The 16,667-nt window shown below is 54.3% G+C and carries 11 protein-coding genes; 8 read left to right on the forward strand and 3 right to left on the reverse strand.

Features of this window, described 5'->3' with window-relative positions; genetic code table 11:
* Positions 1-133: 133 nt before the first annotated feature.
* From DWY03_RS00345 to DWY03_RS00370, 6 genes are all read left to right on the forward strand, one after another.
* The gene (locus DWY03_RS00345; RefSeq protein WP_117839657.1) at positions 134-1,513 is read left to right on the forward strand and encodes an ATP-binding protein; all 1,380 of its coding nucleotides are present in this window, start codon (positions 134-136) and stop codon (positions 1,511-1,513) included.
* A gap of 398 nt (positions 1,514-1,911) precedes the next feature.
* On the forward strand, positions 1,912-2,553 hold the full coding sequence (locus tag DWY03_RS00350) for an SIMPL domain-containing protein (protein WP_117839658.1): 642 nt from the start codon (positions 1,912-1,914) through the stop codon (positions 2,551-2,553).
* Between the two features lie 464 nt (positions 2,554-3,017).
* Positions 3,018-3,752 (forward strand): 3'-5' exonuclease, encoded by a 735-nt coding sequence (locus DWY03_RS00355; RefSeq protein ID WP_117839659.1) that lies wholly within the window; start codon positions 3,018-3,020, stop codon positions 3,750-3,752.
* Positions 3,753-3,943: 191 nt separating this feature from the next.
* Positions 3,944-6,274 (forward strand): EcoAI/FtnUII family type I restriction enzme subunit R, encoded by a 2,331-nt coding sequence (gene hsdR / locus DWY03_RS00360; RefSeq protein ID WP_117839660.1) that lies wholly within the window; start codon positions 3,944-3,946, stop codon positions 6,272-6,274.
* Positions 6,275-6,293: 19 nt separating this feature from the next.
* Positions 6,294-7,772 (forward strand): class I SAM-dependent DNA methyltransferase, encoded by a 1,479-nt coding sequence (locus DWY03_RS00365; protein ID WP_117839661.1) that lies wholly within the window; start codon positions 6,294-6,296, stop codon positions 7,770-7,772.
* Complete coding sequence (locus DWY03_RS00370; RefSeq protein ID WP_117839662.1) at positions 7,773-9,386, forward strand: restriction endonuclease subunit S; 1,614 nt, start codon at positions 7,773-7,775, stop codon at positions 9,384-9,386. It abuts the gene before it with no gap.
* Here the strand turns inward: DWY03_RS00370 and DWY03_RS00375 are convergent.
* Both DWY03_RS00375 and DWY03_RS09975 read right to left on the reverse strand, forming a co-directional pair.
* Positions 9,376-10,173, reverse strand: coding sequence for a tyrosine-type recombinase/integrase (locus DWY03_RS00375; protein WP_117839663.1), 798 nt, complete (start codon positions 10,171-10,173; stop codon positions 9,376-9,378). The genes DWY03_RS00370 and DWY03_RS00375 overlap by 11 nt on opposite strands.
* Positions 10,174-10,206: 33 nt before the next feature.
* Positions 10,207-11,661, reverse strand: a complete 1,455-nt coding sequence (locus DWY03_RS09975) for a hypothetical protein (protein WP_158558582.1) — start codon at positions 11,659-11,661, stop codon at positions 10,207-10,209.
* A 193-nt stretch (positions 11,662-11,854) separates the two neighbouring features.
* Between DWY03_RS09975 and DWY03_RS00385 the strand changes: the two genes are divergently transcribed.
* Together DWY03_RS00385 and DWY03_RS00390 are read left to right on the forward strand one after the other, a co-directional pair.
* Positions 11,855-13,978 (forward strand): DUF262 and DUF1524 domain-containing protein, encoded by a 2,124-nt coding sequence (locus tag DWY03_RS00385; protein ID WP_117839665.1) that lies wholly within the window; start codon positions 11,855-11,857, stop codon positions 13,976-13,978.
* 288 nt (positions 13,979-14,266) lie between these two features.
* Complete coding sequence (locus tag DWY03_RS00390; protein ID WP_117839666.1) at positions 14,267-15,589, forward strand: ATP-binding protein; 1,323 nt, start codon at positions 14,267-14,269, stop codon at positions 15,587-15,589.
* Between the two features lie 37 nt (positions 15,590-15,626).
* On the opposite strand, the gene DWY03_RS00395 is transcribed toward DWY03_RS00390, so the two are convergent.
* Positions 15,627-16,610, reverse strand: a complete 984-nt coding sequence (locus DWY03_RS00395) for a hypothetical protein (protein ID WP_117839667.1) — start codon at positions 16,608-16,610, stop codon at positions 15,627-15,629.
* Positions 16,611-16,667 lie beyond the last annotated feature (57 nt).

Consider the following 16,667-nt stretch of genomic DNA (forward strand, 5'->3'; position numbering starts at 1 on the left):
GTTTCCGGAGCGGTCCACGTGCGGTGGTGTACTGCCCCCTTTTGTTTGCGTCGGTCGTCGAATTACGTTATAGCTAGCTATATTATAGGAAGGTATAATATAGCTAGCTATAACGTAAAGGAAGGATGACCCTATGTTTATCGGAAGAACAGCGGAAATGTCCGAACTCAATCGACTGTATTGCACGGGCTCCTTTGAGATGCCTGTGATTTACGGCCGCCGTCGCGTAGGTAAAACGCGCCTTATCACAGAGTTCATTCAAGGCAAGAATGCTATTTACTTTCAAGCCCGTCGTACCAATGCAGAGGCAAACCTGCACGGCTTTAGCCAGGCGATACTTGCAGGCTCGGTTGGTGCTGCAGGCGTGTCGTTTCGTAGCTTTGACGAGGCGTTCGATGCATTGGCCACCATGGCTCGCACGGAACGTTTGATTGTCGTGATTGACGAGTATCCCTATCTCGCCCAATCGAATCCCGAGATCAGCTCGTTGCTGCAAGACAAGATTGATCACCTGTACAAAGAGACCAGGCTCATGCTGATTCTATGCGGCTCGTCTCTTTCGTTTATGGAGGAACAGGTGTTGGGCTATGAGAGCCCGCTATACGGTAGGCGTACGGCCCAGTTTAAGATCATGCCGCTCGATTTTATGACGACCCTCGGCCTGTGGCAGAGCATGAGTCGCGAAGACGCTGCAGTTTGCTATGGCATGACGGGCGGCATTCCTGCATATATCGAGAAAGTCAATCCTGCCGCACCGCTCAAGGACAACATCAAACGTCTTTTTCTTACTCCTACAGGCTATCTCTTTGAGGAGCCGAGTAACCTGCTAATGCAAGAGTGCCGCAATCCTGAGCAATATGATGCGATCGTGCAAGCAATTGCTCAGGGGCGCTCGAAGATCTCGGAGATTGCGAGCTCTACGGGAATCCCTGCGAGCAACGTAAAGAGCTATGTGGATAAGCTGGCGTCGCTTGGGATTGTCGAGCGCGAGCTGCCCCTAAACGAGACGAGTAATAAGCGGGCCGTGTATCTACTGAGCGACCAGATGTTTAGGTTCTGGTACAAGTTTGTTCCGCAGAACATCGGGCTGATTCAAAACGATATGGCCGAGATGGCGTATAAGCGCATTGAGCCGCACATATCGGATTACATGGGTATGGTCTTTGAGCTTATATGCAGACAATACGTGTACGAACTCGCACGCGCGGGCCAGCTCGATGTGGTTCCGGCGAGCGTCGGGCGCTGGTGGGGGACGGATAATCGCACGCATACGCAGGAAGAAATCGACTTGATTGTTGACGATGGCGAGGGCACTGCGCTGTTTGCGGAGTGCAAATGGCGCAATGAACCGGCGGGCGAAGACGTGCTGCAAAAGCTCGTTCGTCGAAGCGAGCTCTTTAGACGGCAACGAAAAAGCTATGCGCTTTTCTCAAAACGCGGCTTTACGCAGGGATGTCGGGATGCCGCGGAGAGCAGGGGAGACGTTAAGTTGATCTCCTTTGCCGAGATGTGAGGACGGGGTAGCTCTGCTCGAGGGCAAGAGCCTGTCCTCGAATTGCTGGAATAGGGCCCCTTCTTTTGTCGTGTTGGCTGTCGGCGGAATGCCGGTGGAAAGCCAGCGGAAAGCGTGTCCCAGATTTCGGCCCCAGGGTGGGATGCCGTTTCCGAATCGGCCCTCAAACGGAAATTGCATCCCGGAACGAGCTCTCAAACCGGGATGAACTTTCCCAGCGGGGCTGCAGGCGGAAACTGTGTCCCGGATTCGACGCTCAGAATGGGATTCGTTTTCCGGCAGGGGCTTCAAATGGAACATGCGTCCCGGGGCCCCACACGGCGTCGCCACACAACTTTGTGTCCGCACGGACGGCTATGTTTACTGCAACGTAGCCATTCGTGGAAAGGACGGATGCCATGGCAACGGATAAGACCGGTTATGTGAGCGTTGGTGCCCGGATCGAGGATAAGGTCATGCCCGATCGCGTGATCTTTAGCATTGGCTTTGGCGGCCGCTTTGATACCAAGGAGGCGTGCCTGGACGATTACAACGCCGATCGCGCCAAGGTCGCCGCCGCGCTGGCGCCCTTTGGTCTGGATGACGAGTTAACGTGTCGCCGGTACACCTGCTATGCGCAGACGACGCGCAAAAGGGCAATCATCGTGGGCTACGATTACTATGCGTACGGCACGGTTGCCGCGCCTGTCGATTCGGTTGACTGTGCGGCTGTGTGGGCGGCGCTCAACACCTGCGGATCGCATGCCGACATGAACATTCGATTTGAACTTGCGGATGAGCGCGCGGCAGAGGACGTCCTGATTGCCCGCGCTGTCGAGCGCGCTCGCGGTAATGCGCAGGCGCTTGCTGCGGCGGCGGGGACTAAGCTGGGCGGCATCAAGCATATCTCGTATAACAGCCGGCCGGGGGATTACGGTACGGTGTACTGCGCTGCCATGGGCGCTCCCGATGGGGCATCCGGAGGCCTTGGGGAAACGGTGCTGGATCCGGAACCCATCGAGGTCGAGTGTTCCGCGGACGTGGAGTGGTGGCTGGAATAGTGGACGAGCCGGGCGAGCGTCGAGACTTCATGACTGAAAAACCATTTGTTGAACCTGGCGCCCGTGGGTAAAATAAGGCAGACGGCAGCCCAAGTAGTGAAGAGCTGGGCAGCGCCGTTGCTTGGTCAAGAGGTCAGTGCCTTAATGGCAGCGACTTGTTATGCTTCGAATGCTGCTTGAGTGCCTCGGAAAGTTCGATAAGCGCCGTGAAGAGCAAGACCAAAGCAACCAAGAGCTCTGTGAGCTCTGATGGGCCCGGGATGACCTCTGATTCAAGTCACCGGTCCTCAATTTTTATCACATGCATTTGAATAGAGCGGGCGGGATCCCTTGGGTCCGTTTGTGTGGCGCGTGCCTGGTGCACGGCATTGCACCCCGCTTTTGTGTCCGCACGGGCGCCTATCCTTACGGCAATGTAGCCGCTTATGTAACCAAGCGGCAGGCAACGGAGAAAGGCCCTAACCGTGTCAGCTGAAAAGACGCCGTGCATCTCGGCTATCGATACGACGAACTTTGCGCGCCAGATCGTGCTGGACTTTGAGTTTGCGCCGGTGCCAAAGCAGCGCCAGCGCCGTGGACTGCGCAATGAGGTTATCGAGGTCGGCGCCGTCAAGCTCGATTACCACGGCAACGTTATGGGCGAGTTCTCGCAGTTTGTGCAGACGGAATTTACCGAAGGCGTTGCGTTTCCCGTCCGCGAGCTCACAGGGATATCGGCCGTGGATACCGCGATGGCCGATCCGCTCTATGTGGTGATCAAAAGGCTCAGCGATTGGATCGGTCGCTACTCCGCCCAGGTGGTCTGTTGGAGCGGGGCGGACCGTCGACAGCTTTTGACCGAGTGCCAGGCAAAGCGCATCGACCTTTCCGCATTTCCTACGGACTGGGCCGACCTGCAGGCGTTTTACACCTCGATCATGGACGTGGGCAGCCACGGGTGTGTCTCTTTGAGTGACGCGGCGACGTGGTTTGGCATCGGGCTCGACGAGTCGACGGGTCACGCCCACAGCGCCCTAGCCGATGCGCGCGTAACCGCCAAGCTGCTCAGGCAGATGATGGACGGGGACTATCACGTGAGTCCGCGTGCCCAGGAGATCCGCCAGCGGTGGGGGATGGGCGAGCGACCCCAGACGCGCCTTTCCAGCAAGTGCCCCGAGCTGGGCGACCTGCTGCTGAAGCTGAAAGCGGAGGGGAGGTAGGCAGGACTCCGGGAATGACCTCTGATGCAAGTCATCGGAGCTCATGTTGCTTTCTTTGGAGCTTTCTCACGGAGCTGACTTTACTTCGTCTCATTTCGTATAAAGCAGCTGCTAGATTGCATGGTGATGATAAAATTAATAAGTTCAACACCAACAGTTGCCGCCTTGCGCAATGAGGAGTTCCGAGACGTATGAACGAGTCTGATACACGGCTTAAGCTCATCGATCCTGCGATTATGAAGTCGTGGGATCGCAACACCCAAGTCTTCACTGAGTATTTCTTTACCAGTGGCGAGATTGTCGTGCGCGGAAGCATGGTCTCCCGCAAAGACAAGAAGAAGGCGGACTACCTTCTGATGTACGCTCCCGGTATCCCTATCGCAATCGTCGAGGCCAAGGATACGGAGCACACCGTTGATGCCGGTCTCCAACAGGGGATGGGATATGCTCAACTGCTCGATATTCCGTTTGCATACAGCTCAAACGGAAAGGGTTTTGTTGAGCACGATTTTCTTACCGGGAAAGAGCGCGCTCTCGCCATGAACGAGTTCCCCGCTCCGGCGGAGCTCTGGACACGATACTCAAAAGCTAAGGGACTTGAGCATCCGTATAGCCAGGAGATTGTGACCGCTCCGTATTACCAGGAGCACGGCGGCAATCATCCTCGCTACTATCAGTGCATCGCCATCAATCGTACGCTTGAAGCTATTGCGCGAGGTAAGAATCGCATCTTGCTCGTTATGGCAACGGGAACGGGAAAGACTTTTACGGCTTTTCAAATCGTTCATCGCTTGCGACAGACTACCGAGGTTCGTAAGGTTCTCTATCTGGCGGACCGCAATATTCTCGTCGATCAGACCATAGACGGCGATTTCAAGCCTCTCAAGAGGGTTACAACCAAAGTCGTAGGCCGAAAGCTCGATTCTGCTTACGAGGTCTATTTCTCGCTCTACCAACAGCTTGTTGGTGAAAACGGTGAAGAAATATTCCGCGAGTTCGACTCGGAATTTTTCGATTTGATTATCGTTGACGAGTGCCATCGCGGAAGCGCCGCGGCGGACTCCGCATGGCGTAAGGTGCTCGAGTATTTCAATTGTGCAATTCAAATCGGAATGACGGCCACGCCAAAGGAGACTGAAGAGGTTTCAAACATTACCTACTTCGGCGAACCTGTCTATACCTACTCCCTTAAACAAGGCATCGAGGATGGCTTTCTTGCCCCGTATAAAGTTATTCGCCCTAAGCTGAACGTCGACATTTACGGATACCGTACTGAGGAAGGCACCGTAGATGATCGCGGCGAAGCTCTGCCCAAACGTGTTTTCGAGAAGCAAGACTTCGACAGCGAGATTGTCATCAAAGAGCGCTACGAGGAAGTTGCCAAGCGGATAACTCAATTTCTAAAGGAGACGGATCGTTACTCCAAGACCATAGTCTTTTGCGTTGACATCGAGCATGCCGAAAATATGCGACGTGCCCTTGTAAACGAGAACGCCGATATCGTAAGAGATCACCCCACCTACATCATGAAGATTACGGGTGACGACAGGGAAGGTAAGGCTCAGTTAGATAACTTCATCGACCCCGACGAGAAATACCCGACCATCGTTACGACTTCGAAGCTTCTCACCACTGGCGTTAATTGCAAGACGTGTAAGGTAGTCGTGCTCGACAACAAGTTCGGTGAGCACGGAATGACGGAGTTCAAGCAGATTATCGGCCGCGGGACCCGTATCTGTGAGGACTACGACAAACTTTATTTCACCATCCTCGATTTTCGTGACGCATCGCGTTTGTTTGCAGATCCCGAGTTTGATGGCGAACCTGTTGTTGTGTTTGAGCCTAATCCGGGTGACCCCATTGCGGATCCGGGTCCCGGCGGCAATGGCGGCAGTCCCGTTCCGCCTCCGTCTCCAATCGTAGACCCACCCGTATTACCGCCGGACGATCCGTCTTCTCATGTGAAATATCACGTTCATGGGGCCGACGTCTATGTAGTGTCGGAGATGGTGCAGTATTACTCATCCGATGGTCTTCTTGTAACTGAGAGCCTTAAGGACTATACGCGGAAGAACATTCTTGGCGAATACGACACTCTTGACCACTTCCTAGCGGCGTGGAACTCTGAACATAAGAAGCAAGCAATTATCGATGAGCTGCGCGCACGTGGCGTATTCCTGGATGAGCTGCGGCTCGAGACTGGGCAGGAGCAAATGAGCGACTTTGACCTCATTTGCCATATTGCTTACGACCAGAGACCTCTTACGCGCAGCGAGAGAGCCAATAGCGTCAAGAAAAAGGGCGTGCTTTATGAGTATGCCGGCGTCGCGCGCGAGGTCCTTGAAGCACTTCTCGACAAATATGCGACGTCGAACCTCGTAGACTTGGACGATACCCATGTCCTCGATCTCGAGGAGTTCCGTCGGTTTGGCAGCCCAATGAAGATCGTTGCCGCATTCGGCGGCAAACAACAGTACATTCAAGCAGCGCAGATGCTCGAGGACGAGCTCTACATCGCATAGAGAAAGGTAACGATAGCAAATGGCACTGGGATCTCTTGTAAAGACCCTGCAGAACATCATGCGCAAAGATGCTGGCATCAATGGCGATGCGCAGCGCATCGAGCAGATGACCTGGCTTTTCTTCCTCAAGATTTACGATGCCAAGGAGCAGGAGTGGGAGTTTCACGATGACTCCTATCAGTCCATCATCCCCGAGCGCCTGCGCTGGCATAGCTGGGCGCACGATGCGAAGGACGGTAAGGCGCTTACTGGTGATGAGCTTCTCGACTTTGTAAACAATGATCTATTCAAGACCCTTGAGAGTCTTGAGCTTGCACCTGATGCGCCTTTGCGACACGTCGTCGTCAAGGCTGCTTTTACTGACGCCAACAACTACATGAAGGATGGGATTCAGCTTCGTCAAGTCATCAACGAGATTGACGGGTCGGTTGACTTTACCGAGTACAAAGAGCGCCACGCCTTCGGTGAAATTTACGAGACCATCCTGAAAGACTTGCAGTCCGCAGGTAATGCCGGCGAGTTTTACACGCCCCGAGCGGTGACTGACTTTATGGCCCAGGCGCTTGCGCCCAAGCTCGGCGAGACTGTGGCTGACTTCGCGTGTGGCACGGGCGGCTTTTTGACGAGCGCCCTCAAGATTCTCGACTCCCAGGTTCAGACTCCGGCCGATCGTGAGCTCTATGCAAGATCGGTCTACGGTATCGAGAAGAAGCAGCTCCCTTACCTGCTGTGCGTGACCAACATGCTGTTGCACGATATCGATAATCCTGAAGTCTTTCACGATAACTCTCTCGAGAAGGACGTTCGCGAGTGGAAGCACAAGCCTGACGGCCAGTTTGACGTTGTACTTATGAACCCACCGTATGGCGGGTCCGAGAGTGCATCGGTGCAAAACAACTTTCCTGTTGCACTCCGTAGCTCCGAGACTGCAGATCTATTCCTTGGACTCATTCTTTATCGTCTTAAGCGAGGCGGCCGCGCTGCTGTTATCATTCCGGATGGTTTTCTCTTTGGCCAGGATGGTGCAAAGACGGAGATCAAGCGTCGCCTGCTTGAGGACATGAACCTGCATACTGTCTTGCGCCTTCCACAGAGTGTCTTCGCTCCGTACACGCCCATCACTACTAACGTTCTGTTCTTCGATAATACGGGGGCCTCTGAGGGCGTTTGGTTCTATCGCATGGACATGCCCGAGGGGTATAAACACTTCTCTAAGACCAAGCCCATTAGGATCGAACATTTTGCGCCTGTAAAGGAGTGGTGGGAGAATCGTCGGGATATCGAGGAAGACGGCAATCCCAAGGCCAAGTTCTATACGGTTGACGAGCTGCGAGACGGCGGCTTTAACTTTGACGTATGCGGCTATCCTCACGAGGAAGAGGAGATCTTACCGCCGGACGAACTGATCAGGAGCTACAAAGAAGAGCGTGCTAGGCTCGACGCCGAGATTGACCAGAAGTTGGCTCGAATTTGCGAGATTCTTGGGATTGAGGCGTAGATGAAGGCAAAAGACCTGAAGAACTCAATCCTTCAAATGGCAATTGAAGGCAAACTTGTGCCGCAGGATCCGAACGACGAGCCTGCCAGCGTCCTTCTTAAACGTATTCGTGAGGAAAAGCATAGGCTAATTGCTGAAGGTAAGGCCAAATTCCCGAAGGGCGGGGAGAGCATTATTTATATCGGTTCCGATGGCTCCCCCTATGAGAAGAGGGTGGATGCCAAGGGCCGCGTGACAAGCGATAAGTGTATCGCGAACGAAATACCGTTTGAGGAACTGCCCGAGGGGTGGTGCTGGACGAGATTGGGCAATCTGCTCTCACTTGTTTCGGACGGTACGCATAAGACACCTCAATATACTGAGACTGGCGTCTTGTTTCTTTCGGTGCAAAACGTTTCTGGTGGCTCGTTTGACTTGACTAAAGTGCGGTACATCAGTCGAGAAACTCATGAAGATCTTTGTAGGCGAGTGAAACCTGGCCGCGGAGACATCTTGCTTTGCCGCATTGGAACTCTGGGCAAGCCGATTATCGTTGACGTCGATTATGAATTCAGCATCTTTGTCAGCCTGGGATTACTCCGACCAGTTTCCATAGCTATTGCGGAGTGGATTTGTTCATGCATTGATTCTCCCGTTGGTTTCGCATGGATCGAAAAAGTTAAAGTCGGCGGCGGAACCCATACTTTCAAAATTAATCTCGGTGATATACCGGACTTCATTCTCCCCCTCCCGCCCCTCGCCGAGCAACGCCGCGTCGTCAAACGCATAAACGAGCTCATGCCCCTGGTCGAGGAGTACGGCGAGCTCGAGGACGCCCGCGAGGCGCTCGACGCCGCGCTGCCCGGCCGCCTGCGGAAGTCGGTGCTGCAGCTGGCGGTTCAGGGAGGGCTTGTGCCGCAGGACCCCGCAGACGAGCCCGCCGGCGTCCTGCTCGAGCGCATCCGCGGGCAGCGCCGGCAGCTCGTGGCCGAGGGGAAGATGAGGGCCCCGAAGGGCGGCGAGTCGATCATCTTCGCCGGTTCCGATGGCCGCCGCTATGAGAAGAGGGTGGACGCAAAGGGCCGCGAGTCCGAGCCCGTCTGCATCGAGGACGAGATCCCGTTCGAGATACCCGAGGGCTGGGAGTGGCGTCGCTTAGGGTCTCTTGTCTTGAATCGCGGGCAGAAGAGGCCTGAGGCGCGTTTTGCCTATATCGACATCTCGTCGATTGACAATGTGAACCAAAAGCTTGGACAGGAAACTGTTATAAATGCAGCTGACGCGCCTTCACGAGCAAGAAAGCTAGTCGCAAAGAATGATGTGCTCTATGCGACCGTTCGCCCTTATTTGCATAATGCCTGTATCGTAGATAAAGATTTTAATATTGAGCCCATCGCAAGTACTGGGTTTGCTGTCCTTTCATGTCTTGACGGATTCCTTCCTAGTTTTCTTCTCTACTTTTTGGTTTCTCCTAGCTTTGACTCTTATGCAAATGCCAATGAGAACGCAAAGGGGGTTGCCTATCCGGCAATCAATGACAACAGGCTGTATCGCGCTCTAATCCCTGTTCCCCCAGCCAGCGAGCAGAAACGAATTGTTTCTAGAATCACCGAAGTATTTGCTCTTACCAATTAACTGCTTCATCAACCGCGGCGCGCTGTTCATTGGCGGTGCGTCGCAGGTAGATTCGTGTCGTCTCAATGCTCTCGTGCCCCATCAAGTCGGCAAGCAGCGAAATGTCTGGGTTGCGGTCGATGAAGTTCTTTGCGAATAGGTGTCTAAACGAATGCGGATAGACCACGTTTGGATCAACGCCGTAACGAATGGCAGCACGTTTGAGCCCAAGGGCTATTCCGCGAGAGCTAATCGCGTTTTCTCCTTTGCCAGGAAACAACAATGCGCCATGGTCACGCTCCGGCATCCAGTCCTTCGTCTCCCGACAGAGTATTTCAGGTATCCAGACCCTGCGAAGCTTTTGGCCTTTGGAAACTATGTCCATATAGCCATCGAAGGCATGTTTAGCCCTAAACTGCCGCAACTCGCTCACACGGGCACCCGTACAGCCAAGATAACGAACAACGAAGTACCAGAACAAATTATTGTCGCCCTTCAAGCCGTCCTTTAGCTGTGCATACTGCTCATTGCTAATAATATTATCGAGGAAGGGCTTCTGTTGGATCTTTACTCCTTTTAGTCGTATTCCGTCAAATGCGATGTAATCCAAATAGGCGTTAATGGCTCCGATGCGGCTGTTAGCGGTCTTGGGTGCAAACGACGAAACCAGCCATTCCTTGTGGGCAAGAAGTGACTGGTTCGTGAGGGATTGGATACGATTGATTAGCTGATCAATCGCAAATGCGTACGAGTTAACTGTATTCTCCGCATAACCCTTCTCCCGTAAGTGCTGAGCAAACTTTTTCATGGCATCATCCTTTCGACAATGCCATGAAAACAGCTAATCGTTAGTGTTTCGCAACATTTCGAGCCACTCGAAGATGCGACGTTGTTCGGGCAACGGCGGAAGTGGAACAAGAAGGTTGAGCACGTAAGATTCCTTGACGTTATTTATGTTAGTACCGGTCGAAAGCACCCTAATGCGGCTTCGATATAAGTCGGAAAAGAAAATGAGCCAGCACCAGCCTTGACAGGCCAAGGGTCTCGCAATCCGCAAGAATGCTCCGATTTGCGTATTGGGCATCTCTCTCGAAACGAATCCGGGCTTGCCGATCACCTTTTTACTGCCCGTTGACGCAACATACAGTACGTCTCCGACCTGAACTTGAGCAGAGGGTACGACGTGTCCGTAATCGAGGAATACATCGTCTGTGCCGATCGTCAGTGACCCATTCTCGAGGATGTTTCCTCCCCTCAGGATACGAATCCCCTGACTCGTCACTTCGTGCTTTTTGTAGGAAGTACCTGGCGCAAGATCAATTAACGTGGAAAATCTCGCCCACTCCCAGCCCTCGGGTATCTCGAACGGGATCTCGTCCTCGATGCAGACGGGCTCGGACTCGCGGCCCTTTGCGTCCACCCTCTTCTCATAGCGGCGGCCATCGGAACCGGCGAAGATGATCGACTCGCCGCCCTTCGGGGCCCTCATCTTCCCCTCGGCCACGAGCTGCCGGCGCTGCCCGCGGATGCGCTCGAGCAGGACGCCGGCGGGCTCGTCTGCGGGGTCCTGCGGCACAAGCCCTCCCTGAACCGCCAGCTGCAGCACCGACTTCCGCAGGCGGCCGGGCAGCGCGGCGTCGAGCGCCTCGCGGGCGTCCTCGAGCTCGCCGTACTCCTCGACCAGGGGCATGAGCTGAGTGAGCTGATTTATAATTCTCGGCTCCTCATTTTCTGGCGGAAGAGCAAGAAGCGTAGACCTCAAGCATCCCAACGAAACTGTTTTCTGAGCGGTACCGGTAGCCTTGGCATTGAAATATGCGTATGTTGATGGTGCCGCAAGGGCATTTATCATGAACCGTCTGTAGCCCAAGGGGCGAAGCAAGGCAATGTGACGTTGAAAGCAAAAACGCTCTTCGGTATTGACTGGCACCACAATCCCGAACGATCCCGTTACGGTTAGCAGCAAATCACTGTAACGAGGCTTTCTTGAGCCGTCGAGTGAATCGAAATAATTCGATGAAACATGTCGAGTATTGGAAAAGTCAATCTTGCCTGACGAGACGTCGGAGATGACAAGAAACGGTATCCCATCTGCTTGTTGGGGTGGAGCTTGATGGTCGCCGTCGGTAATTACTGAGCACAAGCTTTCTAGTCTTGCCCAAGCCCATCCTTCGGGCAACTCCTCAAACGGCACCTCATCCGCGATACACCTATCGCTTAGCACGCGACCCTTGGCGTCCACCCTCTTCTCATAGGGGGAGCCATGGGAACTTGATGGGCATTCAATTGCATACAATCGCGTCCTAGTGAATCGCGTCCCAACGCCATGCTTTAATGCATGCAAAAACGCACCTGCAACAAGCGTTGTAAAATCTAGTGATATGAGCATCCCGGTTGCTTCAGCACCTCGATGCTCTCGTCTTTAGCGCCCTCCGCTCAGTGGAGGACTGACTGCAAACGGCGTAAACAAGACAAGGGGGATTGCGCAAATGAAAGCAACTGAGGCGAATCTGCTCGACCTTATGGGCGTGGCGAAGATGCAGTTCGTCATTCCCGTGTACCAGCGAGTTTACTCGTGGAGTGTAAAAGAGTGCGAGGTGCTTTGGGATGACGTCATGCGAGCGGGTCGTGATGGCGTATCGCACTTCGTGGGGTCGATGCTTTATATCCCCGAGTCCGAGAGCTCTGCCACGAGTATTTCGCGCGTGCTTCTGATTGACGGACAGCAGCGCATGACGACGTTTTCGTTGATGATTACAGCCTTGGCTGAATATCTGGAGGATAATCCCGACAAGGCCGGCTTCCTTGGCGATCTCAAGATCTCAGCGCTGCGGAAGAACTATCTCTTTAACGATGATGACTACAACGGCCTGGCGCGCTACAAATTAGTGCTCTCGCAGGACGATAAAGAGACTCTGTTTTCCATCGTGTCTGGGTTTCCCATGCCAGATGAAAAATCGGATCGCATTGTCGAGAACCATGCGTTCTTCCGCGAAAAGATGCGCGGAAAATCATTCGATCCGGCAAGGCTTTGGGCGGGGCTAAACCGCGTGCAGGTCATCGATACTAAGCTCACCGCTGGCGTCGATAATGCCCAGCTCATATTTGAGTCCATGAACTCCAAGGGCAAGCCCCTCATGCCCATCGATCTCATACGCAACTATGTTCTTATGTCGCTTCCTAACGACGAACAGACCAAGCTCTACGAGGGCTACTGGCATCCCATTGAGCGTCTGTTTGGAAAAGGGGGCGAGGGCGAGTTTAACGCCTTCATTTGGTACTGGCTGTGGCTCAAGGCTCCCAATAGGCAGCCAAAGGAGAATGAGGCTTATTACGAGTTCAAACGGTATTTTACCGATGACTACGACGGAGACACCGAGAGTCTGCTCAAGGAGTTGCGCGAGTATGCGCAAAGGTATGCCAGCCTGTTCCGAGACAAAGAAAAGGACGCTGGCCTACGTCGGGTGTTCAGCAGAATCGTAAGCCTTGATGTGAGACAGATCAGGCCTCTTTTGATGCTGCTCTACTCGGTTTACGAGAGAAATAGGCTAGACCGCAACGCGTTCCTTCGCATCTGCGAGACCATCGAGTCGTTTCTGTTTAGACGCGCGGTTTGCGGCAGGCTTACCACGGGCTTAAACAACTTTTTTGCAGGCATGTATCGCAACCTGGAGCTTCAAGCCGATATAGAGGAGTACGTTACGGCGATGCTCCTTATCCACAGCAGCGGTATGACCGCGTACTTCCCGACAGACGAGCATTTTGTCGAGGAGCTTAAGACGCGTGACTGTTACAACCGCTTCTCTAAAAAGCGCTATTACCTGGAGCGTATGGAGAACTGGCACCACCCGAAGGAGCCCATCTCGGCTGACGATTACCAGATCGAGCACGTCATGCCCCAGACGATCGATGGTGAGCACGGCTGGAAGGAATCGCTTGGTGAGAACTGGGAAGACATCCACGACAGGCTGTGCAACAACTTGGGAAATCTTACGCTGACGGGCTACAACCAGGAGTACTCAAACCGGTCGTTCTCGGACAAGCTCAATCTTCCGAACGTGGGACTTAAATGCAGCCCGCTCTACCTAAACAAGTCGATCGCCTCGCATGAAAAATGGGGCGAGGAGGAGATTAGGCAGCGCGCGGACGATCTGGCGAAAGAGGCGTGTGAGATATGGAAATATCCCGACCTTCCGGCAGATGTCGTCGACAAGTATCGCCCCTCTCGTGGGAAGTCTGACGAGGTGCCTATTTGGACCTTGCAAGAGAACCATCCAACCTTTGCCGAGGGCGGGCTTAATCAAAAATTGTTCGAGGAGATACGCGAGTCTATCCTCAACGCCAATCCTTCGTGGGAATCCTATATGGCCAAGTACTACGTAGGATTCAGGTCGGGCAAACGGAAGTTGCATGCCGTGCTGGAAGGCAGGACTAGCAACGGCGGCTGGATTGCCGTTGGCTTGGCAAAGAGTGTGGACGAGCTGATTGACCCGGAGGCCATGTGTCAGGACAAGCGCGCACAGGGTGGATTTGGGCCGGGTATGCCGACCTATGTTGCACTCCGTAGCGCTGACGATATTCCGGCGGTGCTCGATCTTATAAAGCAGTGCTAGGTTGAAGGCCGGGGATTGGCCCCCCGGCCCTCATTGCCTCAGATTTGTTGGTGGCTCTTCACCGTAAAGCGCATCTGGTGGGAGAGGCTGCTCTTGGTCGGTTGGTGTCGGAATCGCGGGCAATTATTCGGCCTAAATCCGGAAAAGTGCAATATTGACTGGTATAAAAGTACGGAAAAGTGTCGTAATACACACTTCAAAACCTCGAAAAAGTGTCGATTTGAGCACATAACAATCACGGAAAAGTGTATCCTAGTGCTAAAACAGCACGTAATAAGGGGTACGCTTATGCTACAGAGAAAAGCGAAAGCACAGTTTGAATCTTGGCTTGCCTCGTCGCCTAACAAGGCTCTTTTGGTCAAGGGCGCCCGACAGGTAGGAAAGTCATATTTGGTCAACGTCTTTGCAAGCGAATCGTTCGAAAATGTCGTGACGTTCGACCTTATCGCCGACGCGTCCGTGCGCGATTCGTTTTTGGCGGCAAAAAGCGCGGATGACCTGCTTATGCGCATGTCTATTGCTGCAACGCAGCCGATGGTTGCGAACAAGACCGTTGTGGTTATCGACGAGGTGCAGCGATGCCCCAACGTAGTGACGTTTATCAAATACCTGGTCCAGCGCGGCGACTTTCGATACATCCTTACCGGATCGCTCCTTGGTGTTGAGCTCGAGGGCATCGATTCCCTGCCGGTGGGGTATGTCGAGCAGGTCCAGATGTACCCGCTCGACTTTGAGGAGTTCTGCTGGGCAAGCGGCGTTGCTGCCGGAGCGTTTGACATGCTCAGGGGTTGTCTAAAGGACGAAAAGGAGCTCCCCGGCTATCTGTATGACCGCTTGCTCAATCTGTTCCATCAGTATGTGGTGGTGGGGGGCATGCCCGACGCGGTCAATTCCTTCTTGGCGACGCGCAATGTCGACGAGGTTCGAAACATCCATCGCGATCTTCACGCCCTGTATCGCGATGACATCGCAAAGTACGCTCCGCCTGAGCTACGCTTGGTTATTCGCGATATCTATGATCTGATTCCCAGCGAGGCCGGCTCCAAAAACAAGCGATTCAAACTGTCATCGATTAACGGTGTCAAACGTTTTTCGCAGGTGACAGATCATTTTCTCTGGCTATCGGAGGCGGGTGTCGCGCTTCCCGTGTATAACGTAACGGCGCCCGTGGCACCCCTTTTATTGGGGGAGCAACGAAATTTGTTCAAGCTGTTTTACTTGGACACCGGAATGCTCATGTCGTCGTATTCCAAAAGGGTCGCCCAAGGCGTTTTTGATGGGGGGACGGAAGACGCCTTTGGCATGAACATGGGGGCGGCGTTTGAGGGCTTCGTTGCCCAAGAGCTCAAAGCCCACGGATTCAGATTGCGCTACTTTACGTCTAAAAAAGTCGGCGAGCTCGATTTTGTGGAGGAGACGCTCGATGGGGAGGTTCTTGCCATCGAGGTCAAGTCGGGCAAGAGCTTTAAGTCCCATGCGGCGCTCGACAACGCGCTCGCGACGAAGGGCTACGGAATCGATCGCGCCCTGGTACTTGCGGAATGTAATCTTCACCGCGATGGTGACGTGCTGTATCTGCCCATCTTTATGGCAGGGCTTTTGGAGCCGTAACATGCCGCCGGCTCTTCCGGCCCTCCCTTAACCCCCGCTACTCGTCCCCGTCGTTGGGGTCGCCCTTGAGGGTGTTGATGTCCAGGTACTGGTTATCGTCCTCTTTTTGCTGGGTCTCCGACTCCGCTTGGGTGGGGCCGCGGAACAGCTGGAATCCCTCAAACGCAATGACGCCGAGCAGGGCAATGATAATGGCGATAAAGGCAACCTTGACTGCCTGCGGAAATTCCGAGAAACGCAGCGCCTTTTCCTCGGCGTAATAATCGGCAAAGCGCTCTTCGCCCGTGCTTTTGGTATACGCCGGCGCGGACGCGGCCTCCGGGTCATATTCCGGTGCAGGCGTGGCAGCGTACGGATCGTTGAGATAATCGCTCGATGCGGTGCCATAATCCTCGGTCTCGATGCGACCGGTGCCAGCATAGCCATCGGAATAATCGGAATATGCCGCACCGCCCTCATAGTCCGCGGCGCTCGTGTTGGCGGCAAAAAGCGGGTTAACTGGAACATCGAGCGCCGGCATGCCGGTAGAGGTCTCATCCAGATCGGTTGCAGCCCAGGAATCGTAGGCAACTTGATGGGCAACGGGCTCGTCGAGCCTTGCGACCGGAGGCTTGCGTGCCGCAGGAACAGGCAACTGCTGGGCGCTGTACATAACGGTGCTGTCGGCCGATTTGCCCTGCGTCGCTGCAGCGAGAAATGCTGCCGTCTCGGACGGGTCGCTTGCGGGGCGGGGAGCGGGCGTGGGCGCCGAAGTGGGTGCGGGCGTAGGCGCGGGCGTCGAAACAGCCGACTGCGCAGGAGTCGGCGCAGATGCGGTCTTAGGCGCAAGTGCGGGATTGGGGTTTGACGGGCGAGCCCCGCCGCCCATGAGTTCGTCGGCGGTCCACGGGCGATCATCCATCACGTCGTCAAGGCTCAGCGAAAACAAGTCGTCTTCACCCTCATCGAACATGCGGTGCACATGTCCACCAATTGCCGGAATCAATCCGCGACCGGTGCATGATGCCTTGCTCAACGCCATTCTGTTCCACCCTTTCGAAATACTAATAACATCGATTATATGGAACTTTCCAAGCGG

The organism is Collinsella sp. AF23-2 (assembly GCF_003459245.1).
In the GTDB taxonomy this organism is placed as follows: domain Bacteria; phylum Actinomycetota; class Coriobacteriia; order Coriobacteriales; family Coriobacteriaceae; genus Collinsella.